This window comes from Nocardia sp. PE-7, from assembly GCF_030486425.1.
GTDB classification, from domain to species: Bacteria; Actinomycetota; Actinomycetes; order Mycobacteriales; family Mycobacteriaceae; genus Nocardia; species Nocardia salmonicida_A.
This window is the reverse complement of sequence record NZ_CP129614.1, coordinates 3,391,985-3,403,927: the sequence shown is the minus strand read 5'-3', so window position 1 is coordinate 3,403,927 and position 11,943 is coordinate 3,391,985. Positions and strand designations below refer to the sequence as shown.

Here is an 11,943-nt window from a genome sequence, read left to right as displayed (position 1 = left end):
ATGCAGGTTCTTGTTCCCTCGTTCATCGGGCGCTCACACCGGTTCGGGCGATCGACGTCGTGGTCACTGTCAGAAGCAGCCTCCGGGCGGGTCGGTCCGATCTAGCTGTCCGGTCCGGCCTCGTGCCCGGGACGACCGTGGGAGCGCCGAGTTTCTTTCATCTCGGCCTCGTACAGGTGGGTGCGGCCGTCGACGAGTTCGTCGCGGATCTCGCGCTCGATCTGTCGGAACCGCGCGTAGTAACCCTCGTCGTATTCCTCCACGATCTGAAAAGTCCACCGGCCGGGCAGCACGTTGCGGCCGACCAGTTCGGCGGCCAGCTTCTCGGCGAGCTGATGGTGGCCGGCCTCGCGCAGCATGTCCACCGCCTCACCGAGTGCGAGATCGGCACCGCCGGTGAGCTGGTGGAAGCTGTAGAGGTGCCCGCGAGCACGTTCGGTCGTCTCCAATGCCTCCGACAACTTGCCGACCGCTGCCACTGTCGAGGAGTCGACGCCCACGGGTCGTCGATGCCGCTGTGCAGGCTGATCGTTGTCAGTCATACCCCGAGGCTATCGCTGAAGCGCCGATGTGGCGTGGTCTGGGTGTCGACGGCTACTTCGGTTGCGATGGTGAGGTGGGCGTGAGCCCTACGCGCGGTCTCGGCGTCGTAATGCTCGGGGCGATCCCTCGGTGCAGACAGTGCTGATTGTGAGGTTGAGACACTGTGGCACAACAGCATTCGAGGGTCCGTCAGAGGTACGCACCATGTTGATCGTCGACCACCTGGCTTTCAGTGCGATGGAACGGGTGCCACCACGCGACCCCGAAGCGCTGCAAGCCCTCGCCACGCAACTTCAACTGGGCGCCCTCGATGCCGGCGGGAGCGACCGGTAGCCCTGCGTTCGACGCGCTATCTGTCGGACGACCCGCTCGCCGATCCACTGCCCAGGATGCACAACGGATTGGCCACCATGGCCGCCTGCGCCGAACCGGACGACGAACCGGTGATCCCGGAGTCGACCGGTGGCGTAGTCGGCACCGGTGCTGCCGGGTCGCCCGAACCACCCGTCAGCATCGACTCGCCGTCGAGATTCGCGGGAGCCGAGACATCGAGCAGATCCAGCACGGTCGGTGTGATGTCGGCGAGGGTGTATCCGTTGTTCTGCGTTCCCGCCGCGAACCCCGCGCCGCGCGCGATCACGAAACTGGCCGTCTCGTAGGCGCTCTGCCCACCATGCCCGCCGTCCGGCTCGTGTCCGTGGTCGGTGGTGACCAGAATCGTCCATCGCTCGTTCGTGTGCGAGGCCGCCCGCGCATCCACCGCTGCGGTGATCTGCCCGACCAGGCCGTCCACTCGGCCGATGGCATCGCGGTACGCCTGCGGCCAGACTCCGCGCAGTGTGTGACCCACGATGTCCACCTGGTCGAGGTGGGTGAACAGCAGGTCGGTCCCCTCCTCGGTGATGGCCGAGACGACCTGCGCGGTGGCATGGGAATCGGCGGTGGTCTCACAGACGCCCGCACCGGTGGGATCGATCTGCGTGACGGCCACCCGGTCGGCCTGCGGGCTGCCGGTGCGCGCGATCATGCCGATCTTGTCCCAGGTCCCGAGGGAGGCCGTCGACAACGGCGGACGCTCCCGTTCCACCCGGGTGAAAACGGTCGGATACTGTGCGAAAGGGCCTGCGTTGCAAGTGGATCCGTTGTCCTGAATCCCGTGCTTGGTATCCCACACGCCGGTCAGCGCCGTCGCCCACGAGACGCACGACATGGTGGTGTGCGGGGCGATGGAGGTGCGTGCCAGGGTGCCTTCGGCGGCCAGGCGGTCGAGGTTGGGGGCATCGGCCGCCGACACCTCACTCCACAGTGTGCCGTCGATACCGATGACCACGACTTTGTTCACGACCGGAGCCGCAGGGGCAGGCGCTGTCGCGACGAACGGGACAGCTGCCAGGGCGGCGGCGGCGAGTATGCGGTGTGTGCGAGACATGCGCGGGACCGTAGTTGCCGAGTGGCTACGACACCCAGCAAATTGGACAATTGACCGATACGGTCCCGCCCACTGGGAATCACCTACGCGACGACCTACCGATCCTGCGCGGTGGCGGCGGCGAGCACAAGACCTTCGGCCTGGCCGTGCGGTACGCCGACCACCTGAACCTCCTCTGTCACACCAGCGACCTGCCGCGGAAATCGGCCACACTGCGCCGGCGCTGCGAGGAAGCCGGGCGCGACCCGCAGACGCTGGAGACCAGCTTCCGCGCGGTTGTCGTCATCGACGAGGACGGCGACCGGGCGCGCAAGCTGGCGCGCGAGTTCCTGCCGCGCGATGTCGTGGGGCGTGGCGCGGATCATGCCCCGCAGGGGAGATCGCCGTGGTTATCGAGTCGACCTCGTGCGGCGAACGTCTCGGCCCGAAAAGAGGCTGTCCCACAGCTTTGTCGGCGTGCGTTCGGGATCCATCAGCTCGTTCTCCGCCAGGACGCTACCCTCGTCCGCGACGGTGTCGGGGTCGAATCGGACCAGGGTGCGGCCTTCGCCGCGCAGCGCTTCGACCGTGCGCACGAGCGAGGATGTTTCGGCGAGGGTGGCGTCGAATTTCGCGGGGTCGGCGTCGAGGTGTTCGCAGAGCAAGCGGCGGCGGATTCCGAGAATGGTGTCACGGAGGACTTCGCCGTCGGCGGTCGTCGGGGTGACCTCGACGGCGAGGTCGCATTCGGTGTCGAAGCCCATCGAACGATTGTTGAGGTTCGATGATCCGACCCGCAGCAGGCGGTCGTCCATCACCAGCACCTTGGCGTGGACATAGATGGGCGCACCGCCGGCGGTGACCGGGTAGTAGACGCCCAGCCGGTGGTGGATGTCGGCTTTCCACAGCAGATGCAGCAGGCGTCGACGGGCGCCGTCCATGGCCGCTTGCTCGAGCCAGCCGTCGGCGTTGCGGGGGAGTACCAGCACGATCTCCGGGCCGTCCGGTTCGCGCAGGCGCGCGGCGATCGCCTCGGCGAGGGTGCGCGACGCCAGGTACTGGCTCTCGATGTACAGCGTGCGGGTGGCGCCCGCGATCGCCGCGCGATACAGCGCCTCGATCTCGCGAACCTCGGTGCGGTCGGCGAGTTCGGGGAGAGTGCGGGCGATCCCCACGTCGACGGAGCGCATCGTCGGCTCCAGGTCTTCGGGCCACGGCGCTTGCCCGGCGATCTCGTCGACGGGGCTCAGTTCTTGTCCTGTGGCAGCTTTCCATCTGGCGGCGGCCAGTTCGCCGATCGCCTTCGCCGCGGCGCCGTCCACGGCGGTGGTCGCATCGTGCCAAGGGCCGTAGCGCTGGTTGTTCGGCTCGGTGCGGTAGGTGTTGTCGTCATCGTGGTCACTGGTGTCCCAGCGGTCGACGGTCATATCGATGCCGCCGCAGAACGCGAGTTGGTCATCGATCACGATGATCTTCTGATGGTGCGCCGCGCCGACGGGGTGCGCGCCGTCGATTTCGAAGTGCAGTCGTCGGTCGGTCATCCAATTGACGACGAAGATCGGTGTCATCCCCCGGCCGATCGCGGCGAACGCACCGACATTCCACTTCAGCAGGTAGATCTCGAGGTCCGGACGTTGCTTCGGCAGCCAGGACAGGAACTTGCCGAGCCGATCGGGTCCTTCGAGGGTCTTGCCCTGCGGTTCGAACTTGATCCGGGTGTCGAAATCCCAGCCGATCAGCACGATGCGTTTGCGCGCCCGCAGCATCGCGGCCTTGGCATAGCGGAAGTAGTCCGCCGCGTCGATGATGCATGCCAGGCGATCTGCCTGGGCGATCTGCCAGCAGGTTTCGCCGGGAGTGAGGATTTGTCGCTCGTCGCTCATGTGTAGTCGATCCCGTCGTCTGTCACCCGTCCCCGCAGGTGAACGATTCACAATACTGGGTGGGCCCCCGACCGCTCGGGGCCGCTACCCGTCGCTCCGGGCGACGACACGTCGCCGTTGGTGCGTGCCTGCCTGATGTCGGGGCCGAACCGTGTGAATCTTGGGTGTTGTACCCAGGCGTGACCAATCTCGGACCCAGTATTCGATGCATAAACGATGCAAAATGCGGGAGTTGATGCCACAATGGGAGATGTGGATGCAGAGCGAGTAGCTATCGCGATCCAGCACTGCCGAGCGTCGCCGAACGGGGACGGTTCTGCGCAGTTCGCCGGGTGGCTCGACCGTACGCAGCGCTCGGTACGTGATCACGTCGATGAGTTCGTCCGGGCGCGTTGCGCGGCGGAATTGGACCCAGAAGGGTTCTCGCTTCCCGGTCGGCTGATGATCGATTTCGCGTCGGGCGGCAAGTGCGTACGGTCGGTGTTCGTCTATCTCGGCTGGTTGTGTGGCGGTCTCGGTGAGTCCGAACCCGCGTTGCGCGCGGCCGCGAGCGCGGAGCTGCTGCACGCGTTCGCGCTCGTGCAGGACGACGTGATGGACGAGTCCCAGGTCAGGCGGGGACGGACGGCAGCCCATCTGCGTCTCGCCGCGTGGCACAGCGATCAGGGGTTGTCCGGATCGTCGGCCCGATTCGGTGAGTCGGCGGCGATCCTGCTCGCCGACCTGTACTTGGTGTGGGCCGAGCGCATGCTGCGTGAAAGTGGCGTCGGCGCCGCCGCGCTGGATCGAGCATGGCCACGCTACGACTCGATGCGCAGCGAACTGGCGGTAGGTCAGCTCGCGGATTTGTCCAACGATGCGAATCGCGTTCCGACCGTGGACGCGGTGATGGACATCGCGCGCCGTAAGTCCGGCAACTACACCGTGCGCAGGCCACTCGAGCTGGGTGCGGCGATGGCCGACTGCGACGAGACGATGATGCGCCTTCTCGGTGAATACGGCGAAGTGATCGGGGAGGCTTTCCAGATTCGCGATGACCTGCTCGGCATCTTCGGCGACCCCGCGACGACCGGCAAACCGACCGGCGACGACGTTCGAGAGCGGAAGGCGACCACCGTGATCGCGCTGGCTGATCAGCTGGCCGAGCCGGCCGATCGCACCCGGCTACGAGGCCTCTGGACGAAGAAGGTCATCGATGAGCGCGATGTGGCGCTCGCACAGGCGGTGGTCACCGACAGTGGTGCGGGACTGCGCGCCGAACAGATGATCGCCGACCGCGTCGACCATGCGCGTCGGCTGCTCGACATCGCCGATCTCGAACCATCGGTAGCCGATTCTCTGCACCGCATGGCGCTGCTGTGCACCCACCGCACGCACTGACCGCCGTCACCACCGACTGAAAGGGAACGATGCGAACGATATCGGGAAGAACCGATGAGGTGGTCGTCGTCGGTGCCGGTCTGGCGGGTCTGGCCGCAGCGTTGCACCTGGCAGGCCGCGGTCGCACAGTCACAGTGGTGGAGCGCGAGATGTTCGCCGGTGGACGAGCGGGACACCGCGATGTCGATGGCTACCTGCTCGACACCGGGCCGTCGGTGCTGACCATGCCCGAGATCGTCGCCGACACCCTTGCCGCGGTGGGTGAGGATCTCGACTCCCGGTTGGACTTGTTGCCGGTCGCTCCTGCCTACCGCGCGCACTTCGCCGACGGCAGCGGGTTGGATGTGCACAGCGACGCAGCGGCGATGGAGGAATCGGTCCTGGCATTCGCCGGACCAGGGGAAGTCGACGGGTATCGCCGACTGCGCGCGTGGATGAGCGAGTTGTACCGCGTCGAATTCGATCGGTTCATCGCCGCGAACGCCGATTCTCCACTGTCATTGCTGACACCGGCGCTCGCACGGCTGATCGCACTGGGCGGATTCCGGCGCCTCGACAGGACGATCGGATCCTTTCTGACCGACGAACGACTGCGCCGAGTATTCACCTTCCAATCGCTCTATGCGGGCGTGGCGCCACAACGAGCGCTGGCGCTGTATGCGGTGATCTCCTACATGGACACGGTGGGTGGGGTCTACTTCCCGCGCGGAGGAATGCGCGCGCTACCGGAGGCCCTCGCGGCCGCCGCCGTCGACGCCGGTGTGACGTTCTGTTACGGCGAGACAGTTCACGACCTGGAACGGCGCGGCTCCCGGATCACCTCGGTGCTCACCGACCACGGTCGTCGAATCCCTTGCGATGCTGTTGTTCTGGCGACTGAACTGCCCACCGCCTACGAGTTGCTCGATCGCGCACCGCGCCGTCCGATCCGCTGGCGTCCGGCACCGTCCGCGGTCGTCATGCATATCGGAATGCCCGCCACGGTGCCGACGGCACATCACAACCTCGTCTTCGGCGAAGCGTGGAAGCAGACCTTCGACGAACTGATCGGTGCGGGGGAGTTGATGTCGGACCCGTCGCTGCTGGTGACCCGGCCCACCGCGACCGACCCCGCCCTCGCCCCGCACGGACGCGACCTGTTCACCGTTCTGGCTCCGGTGCCCAACCTCTACCGCAGCAAAGACCTGGACTGGGATCGTCGCGCCGCCGCGTACGGCGAGGAGCTCACGGCGATCGTCGAGGACCGGTTGGTGCCGGGCTTCGGCGAAAACGCCGAGATCATGCACGTGGATACGCCCGCCGATTGGGAACGGCAGGGCATGCTGGCAGGCACCCCGTTCTCACTCGCGCATACCTTCGCCCAAACCGGCCCCTTTCGTCCCGCGAACCTGCCACGCGGCACGGCCAACGCCGTGCTGGCCGGCTGCGGCACCGTGCCCGGCGTCGGAGTGCCGACGGCCCTGCTGTCGGGCCGTCTCGCCGCCGACCGTGTCACCGGCACGGTGTCGACCTCGCGAGCCTCGACTGCGACCAGGAGTGATCGACGATGATGCACGCAGAACTCGACGCCGCCGGCATCCGCGCTGCGGGGCTGCGGGAGTCCTATCAGCGATGCCGGGACCTCAACGCCCGACATGGACGCACGTTCTTCCTCGCCACTCGGCTGCTCGCGCCCGCCCAGCGGCCCGCGATCCACGCGCTCTACGGCTTTGCCCGATGGGCCGACGACATCGTCGACGAACCCCCGGCCGATGCCGCCGCGGGCTCTGCGGCGGCGCGACTGGACGTGGTGGCGAAGGACCTGCACGACAGTCTTTCCGGGTCCCCGGGAGACGACCCGATCCTTGCCGCGCTGGCCGATACCGCCGCCAGATACCGGATCGACCACGCCTTGTTCGACGACTTCCTCGACTCGATGCGCATGGATCTGACGGTGACCGACTACCCGGATCGGGCCGCGCTGGATCGCTATATGCACGGTTCGGCAGCGGTGATCGGGCTGCAAGTACTGCCGGTGCTCGGCACCGTGGGTGCCCAGGCCGATGCCGCGCCGTACGCGGCGGCGCTGGGAAAAGCGTTCCAGCTCACCAACTTCCTTCGCGACATCGCCGAAGACCTCGACCGTGGCCGGGTGTATCTGCCTGCCGACGAGCTGGCCGCTTTCGAGGTGGACCGCGACCGGTTGCAGTGGTGCCGGACGAAACGCCGGACCGACGCCAGGGTGCGATCGGCCCTGGCCGCACAACATGCGATTGCCCACGACTGGTACCGATACGCCGACCCCGGAATCGCGCTGCTGCACCCGGTATCGCGACCCTGTGTCGCCACCGCGGCCGTGCTGTACTCGGAAATTCTCGACCGCATCGAGGAGACCGAGTTCGCGGTGTTCACCGCGCGAGCCACCGTGGGCAACGCGCGTCGCACCCGGGTCGCCGGTTCGGCGTTGGCTCGCGCGTTGTGGGCGCGGCGAGGCGGGCGCGCACGCGCGCTGACCAAGGCCGAAGGGCTCACGTGATCTCTCGAACTCGGCGAAAACAGGCGGTGCGGGTCATCGAACTCGGCGGGATACGGGACTAGTTTGTGCTGTGAGTACCTGATGCCTCGGGATCCCTGAGCAGATGGGCCGATGGTTTCGCCGTTTGGACCGCGTGTTGTTGACCGAGAGTTAGGTGACACGATGGAACGCTGGCAATACCTGATCGTCATGGGACTTTGCCTGCTGGTGACCCTGCCGTTGGAGTCTTTCGGTGGCGGGGTCTATCGGCGCCCCGCCCGGCTTGTCCGGTGTGTGCTCCCGGTGGCCGCCGTGTTCCTCGTCTGGGACGCGATGGCCATCGCCGCCGACGTCTGGACCTACAGCCCGCGCTATCTGACAGGCTGGACGCTGCCGCCGGCGATACCGGTCGAGGAACTGGTCTTCTTCCTCGTCATACCGCTGTGCGCACTGCTCACCTACAACGCGGTCGAGACGATTCTCCAGCGGCTGCACCCCACCGAGTCGTCCCCGGCTCCTTCGGAGCGGACCCGGTGACCGGCCTCGGCTATACGCTGCCCGCACTGGTCGCGGTGGTCCTCGTCTGTGGATGGGAGCTCGCGTTCCTCCGGACAGGGCTATTCGGCAGGCCCGGCTACTGGTTGTCGATGCTCATCGTGCTCAGCTTCCAGATCCTGGTCGACGGCTGGCTCACCAAACTCACCGCACCGTTGGTTCTCTACGACTCCGAACACATCACCGGGATCCGGTTCCCGTGGGACATCCCGGTCGAGGACTACCTGTTCGGCTTCGCCATGGTCACCGCGGTCCTGCTGCTGTGGGAACGCGAACGAATCCGGGATCGGAAAGGTGTGCGCTTGTGAACGACTCTCGAATCGGCGTCGACGGGCTGAGTCGCGATGTGGTGCCGATTGCCTTCGACGCGGTCGCCGACGACTACGACCGCCTCGTCGCGGTGAATCCCGGCTATCACAAACACCTGCGCACCTCCGCGCGCCGGATGCAACTTCCCGGCCGAGGGGCAGGGCTGCGATTACTCGACGCCGGTTGCGGGACAGGTGCTTCCACCGCCGCACTGTTATCGGTCGCCCCGAAAGCGGAGATCGTCGCGGTCGACGGATCGGCCCAGATGCTCGCGCGAGCGCGGGCCAAAACATGGCCCGATTCGGTCCGATTCGTGCACAGCCGCATCGAGGATATCGAGGCCGCGGGCATCGTCGGCCCCTTCGACGGCATCTTCGCCGCCTATCTGGTGCGCAATCTCGCCGACCCCGACACTCAACTTCGCGCGTTCGCCGCGCTGCTTCGCCCCGGCGCCCCGCTGGGGGTGCACGAATACTCGGTGGCGGAATCGAGGTGGGCCCGCATCGTCTGGAACACGGTGTGCCGCACCATCATCGTGCCCGCCGGATGGATGCTCAGCCGCGACGCCACCCTGTACCGGCACCTGCAACGAAGCGTCGTCTCCTTCGACAGCACATCCCGATTCCGTGAGCGGCTGCGCGAGAACGGTTTCACGGCTGTCTGCAGCGAAACCGTTCCAGGCTGGCAGCACGGCATCGTGCACACGTTCCTGGCGACCACCCATCGTGCTCCTGGCCTGGATGGGATCGAGCGCTAGTGGACGCTGTAATCGGCCGCGATCGGCGCATCGTGCACCATGCCGCCGCCCCTCCCATCGGTCGTGCGTCGGACGCCCGCCCGTTCGTGGTTGTGGTCGGAGCGGGCATCGCCGGGCTGGCCGCCGCTACCGGGCTCGCCGAACGCGGCGTCGGTGTCGAGGTGATCGAATGCCAGGAGTATCTCGGCGGCCGCGTCGGCGGGTGGACCGACGCCCTTCCCGACGGCACCCCGATCGCGATGAACCGTGGTTTTCATGCCTTCTTCCGGCAGTACTACAACCTGCGGCAATTGTTGCGCCGCACCGATCCCCAGCTGCGGCGCATGACGCGTGTCGACGACTATCCGCTGGTGGATGCGCAAGGCCGACGCGATTCGTTCCGTCGCCTGCCGCTCACCCCGCCCTGGAACGCGCTCGCCTTCGCGGCACGCAGTCGCACATTTCCGCTACACGAGTTGTGCCGACTCGATGCCAGGGCCGCGGCCCCGTTGGCGATGGTGTCGGTGCCCGCCATCTACGAGCAGTTGGATCATGTGGACGCGGAAACGTTTCTGCGGAAGATCAAGTTTCCCGTCGCCGCACGCCATCTCGCCTTCGAGGTCTTCTCCCGGAGCTTCTTCGCGCCGCCGGCGCAGATGTCGGCCGCCGAGTTGGCTGCCATGTTCCACATCTACTTCCTCGGATCCAGCGAAGGGCTGCTCTTCGATGTGCCGACATCGAACTACGACACCGCGCTGTGGTCGCCGCTGAGCGAGTACCTCGCAGCGCGCGGAGCCCGGATCCGCACCGCAACGACAGTCACCCAGGTGCGGGCGGGTGGAGAGCGAACCTTCCGTGTGCACGACGATGTGGGCGGTGTCGTCGATGCCGATGCGGTTGTGCTGGCGACCGACGTCGCCGGGCTGCGTCGTATCGTCGCCGACTCCCCGGATCTCGGCGATCCCGACTGGCGCTCACGGATCCAGGCATTGCGCAGCGCCCCACCGTTTCTCGTCCATCGCCTGTGGCTGGATCGGCCGGTCGCGCAGGAACGACCGGCGTTTCTCGCCACCGGCGGCATGCCTCCGCTGGACAACATCAGCGTCCTCGACCGCTACGAGGATCAGGCCCGCTCCTGGGCCGAGCGGCACAACGGCGCGGTGGTCGAACTGCATGCCTACGCGGTGTCCGAGGTTCGGACACCGGAGTTCGAGCGGGAGATCCGCGGGCAGCTCCTCGCTCGACTGCATCACCTCTATCCCGAGACAGCCGACGCGCGAATCGTCGGCGAACAGGTGCAGTGGCGACAGGATTGCCCCCTGTTCGGAGTAGGCGACCACGCCGCCCGCCCGCCGGTTCGCACGCCGCACGACAAGCTGATGCTGGCCGGGGACGGCATCCGTATCGACCTGCCCGTCGCGTTGATGGAACGTGCTGCCACGACCGGCTGGACCGCGGCCAATGCCCTGCTCACGCAATGGGGCCTGTCCGGGCACGACCTGTACACGGTGCCCACGACCGGACGACACGCGGTGCTGCGACGTCTCGCCGCGCGCGAGATGTCGAAAGCGGCGATCCAGGAGGAATCTGTATGAGCGACAGGATCTTTCGACGCTGGCCCACCGGCTGGCCGGTACAACCTGTCGATTCCGAACGGTGGTCTACCCAGCATCCCACCTACCGCGACGCCGACCCCGCTGTCATCGGCACAGCACTCGAACGGTCGCAGCAACGTCCCTCCGGGAACTGGTACGTCTTCGGCGCGAGCCGTGAGGTTCGAAAAGACCGGCCTTTCGGTGCCACTGTCGCCGGCGTCGAGCTCGTGGCCTGGCGTGACCAGCAGCAACGGCTGGTGGTCGGACCCGGCGCGTGCCCGCACCTCGGTGCGCCTTTGGCACAGGCGCGCGTCGACTGCGGGGCGCTGGTGTGCCGCTGGCACGGCCTACGGCTCAGCCGCGACGGTGGGCCGGGGTGGACAGTGCTGCCGTGCCACGACGACGGGGTTCTGGTCTGGGTACGACTCGACCACATCGGCGGCGAAGCGCCGTTGGATGCGCCGGTCATCGGCGCTCGTCCGGCCTCGAATCGCGCGATCTCGGCGGTCGCCACCGTGACCGGAGTGTGCGAGCCCGCCGACATCATCGCCAACCGGCTCGATCCCTGGCACGGGTCGTGGTTTCACCCCTACTCGTTCGCCCACCTGGAGGTGCTCGAATCTCCCGCGTCCGAACCCGGCTCCACCGACCCCGTCGAACGGTTCGTCGTCGCGGTCACCTTCCGGGTCGGCGGTCGGCTCGGCGTCCCCGTACACGCCGAGTTCATCAGCCCGGAACCACGAACGCTGACGATGCGCATCATCGACGGCGAAGGTCAGGGCAGTGTCGTCGAAACCCATGCCACTCCACTGGGTGTCGGACCCGACGGGCAGCCGCGCACGGCAGTCATCGAGGCAGTGGTCGCGGACAGCGACAGACGCGGCTTCCGCGTAGCCCGCCACGCTGGTGCCGCACTGCGGCCGCTGATGACACACGCCGCGACCCGCTTGTGGCGTGACGATCTCGCCTACGCGGAGCGTCGCTACCAATTGCGCACCGGGCGCCGTGCCGAGTGAACACGACAGTGTGCATCAGTTTTG

The 11,943-nt window shown here is 67.0% G+C and carries 12 protein-coding genes and 1 pseudogene; 10 read left to right on the top strand and 3 right to left on the bottom strand.

What is annotated here, in order from left to right; all coding sequences use genetic code 11:
* Positions 1 to 101 precede the first annotated feature (101 nt).
* Positions 102 to 542 (bottom strand): hypothetical protein, encoded by a 441-nt coding sequence (locus tag QX204_RS16020; RefSeq protein WP_301907673.1) that lies wholly within the window; start codon positions 540 to 542, stop codon positions 102 to 104.
* Positions 543 to 747: 205 nt separating this feature from the next.
* Here QX204_RS16020 and QX204_RS16015 point away from each other — a divergent pair, with 205 nt between their 5' ends.
* Positions 748 to 876, top strand: a complete 129-nt coding sequence (locus QX204_RS16015; RefSeq protein WP_301907672.1) for a hypothetical protein — start codon at positions 748 to 750, stop codon at positions 874 to 876.
* A 16-nt stretch (positions 877 to 892) separates the two neighbouring features.
* On the opposite strand, the gene QX204_RS16010 is transcribed toward QX204_RS16015, so the two are convergent.
* Positions 893 to 1,972 (bottom strand): alkaline phosphatase family protein, encoded by a 1,080-nt coding sequence (locus tag QX204_RS16010; RefSeq protein ID WP_301907671.1) that lies wholly within the window; start codon positions 1,970 to 1,972, stop codon positions 893 to 895.
* A gap of 83 nt (positions 1,973 to 2,055) precedes the next feature.
* On the opposite strand from QX204_RS16010, the pseudogene QX204_RS16005 reads away from it, so the two are divergent.
* Positions 2,056 to 2,292: pseudogene (locus QX204_RS16005) on the top strand (LLM class F420-dependent oxidoreductase); the annotation flags it as partial.
* A gap of 69 nt (positions 2,293 to 2,361) precedes the next feature.
* On the opposite strand, the gene QX204_RS16000 reads toward QX204_RS16005, so the two are convergent.
* Positions 2,362 to 3,834 (bottom strand): phospholipase D-like domain-containing protein, encoded by a 1,473-nt coding sequence (locus QX204_RS16000; protein ID WP_301907670.1) that lies wholly within the window; start codon positions 3,832 to 3,834, stop codon positions 2,362 to 2,364.
* 441 nt (positions 3,835 to 4,275) lie between these two features.
* Between QX204_RS16000 and QX204_RS15995 the strand changes: the two genes are divergently transcribed.
* From QX204_RS15995 to QX204_RS15960, 8 genes are all read left to right on the top strand, one after another.
* Positions 4,276 to 5,214, top strand: coding sequence for a polyprenyl synthetase family protein (locus QX204_RS15995; RefSeq protein ID WP_301907669.1), 939 nt, complete (start codon positions 4,276 to 4,278; stop codon positions 5,212 to 5,214).
* Positions 5,215 to 5,243: 29 nt separating this feature from the next.
* Positions 5,244 to 6,764, top strand: a complete 1,521-nt coding sequence (gene crtI, locus QX204_RS15990; RefSeq protein WP_301907668.1) for a phytoene desaturase family protein — start codon at positions 5,244 to 5,246, stop codon at positions 6,762 to 6,764.
* Complete coding sequence (locus QX204_RS15985) at positions 6,761 to 7,729, top strand: phytoene/squalene synthase family protein (RefSeq protein WP_301907667.1); 969 nt, start codon at positions 6,761 to 6,763, stop codon at positions 7,727 to 7,729. The genes crtI and QX204_RS15985 overlap by 4 nt, the downstream gene beginning before the upstream one ends.
* A 162-nt stretch (positions 7,730 to 7,891) precedes the next feature.
* On the top strand, positions 7,892 to 8,245 hold the full coding sequence (locus QX204_RS15980; RefSeq protein ID WP_301907666.1) for a lycopene cyclase domain-containing protein: 354 nt from the start codon (positions 7,892 to 7,894) through the stop codon (positions 8,243 to 8,245).
* Entirely contained in the window at positions 8,242 to 8,571 is a 330-nt protein-coding gene (locus QX204_RS15975) for a lycopene cyclase domain-containing protein (protein WP_301907665.1), read from the top strand. Before QX204_RS15980 ends, QX204_RS15975 begins: the two co-directional genes overlap by 4 nt.
* Positions 8,568 to 9,329, top strand: a complete 762-nt coding sequence (locus QX204_RS15970) for a class I SAM-dependent methyltransferase (protein ID WP_301907664.1) — start codon at positions 8,568 to 8,570, stop codon at positions 9,327 to 9,329. Before QX204_RS15975 ends, QX204_RS15970 begins: the two co-directional genes overlap by 4 nt.
* Positions 9,329 to 10,903, top strand: coding sequence for an FAD-dependent oxidoreductase (locus QX204_RS15965; RefSeq protein WP_301907663.1), 1,575 nt, complete (start codon positions 9,329 to 9,331; stop codon positions 10,901 to 10,903). The genes QX204_RS15970 and QX204_RS15965 overlap by 1 nt, the downstream gene beginning before the upstream one ends.
* Positions 10,894 to 11,919 (top strand): Rieske (2Fe-2S) protein, encoded by a 1,026-nt coding sequence (locus QX204_RS15960; protein ID WP_301908012.1) that lies wholly within the window; start codon positions 10,894 to 10,896, stop codon positions 11,917 to 11,919. Before QX204_RS15965 ends, QX204_RS15960 begins: the two co-directional genes overlap by 10 nt.
* Positions 11,920 to 11,943 lie beyond the last annotated feature (24 nt).

Bases quoted from the DNA above. Each gene is read 5' to 3' on its own strand.
- QX204_RS16020 (WP_301907673.1), bottom strand. From the start codon at position 542: ATGACTGACAACGATCAGCCTGCACAGCGGCATCGACGACCCGTGGGC.
- QX204_RS16015 (WP_301907672.1), top strand. From the start codon at position 748: ATGTTGATCGTCGACCACCTGGCTTTCAGTGCGATGGAACGGGTGCCA.
- QX204_RS16010 (WP_301907671.1), bottom strand. From the start codon at position 1,972: ATGTCTCGCACACACCGCATACTCGCCGCCGCCGCCCTGGCAGCTGTC.
- QX204_RS16000 (WP_301907670.1), bottom strand. From the start codon at position 3,834: ATGAGCGACGAGCGACAAATCCTCACTCCCGGCGAAACCTGCTGGCAG.
- QX204_RS15995 (WP_301907669.1), top strand. From the start codon at position 4,276: ATGATCGATTTCGCGTCGGGCGGCAAGTGCGTACGGTCGGTGTTCGTC.
- crtI (WP_301907668.1), top strand. From the start codon at position 5,244: ATGCGAACGATATCGGGAAGAACCGATGAGGTGGTCGTCGTCGGTGCC.
- QX204_RS15985 (WP_301907667.1), top strand. From the start codon at position 6,761: ATGATGCACGCAGAACTCGACGCCGCCGGCATCCGCGCTGCGGGGCTG.
- QX204_RS15980 (WP_301907666.1), top strand. From the start codon at position 7,892: ATGGAACGCTGGCAATACCTGATCGTCATGGGACTTTGCCTGCTGGTG.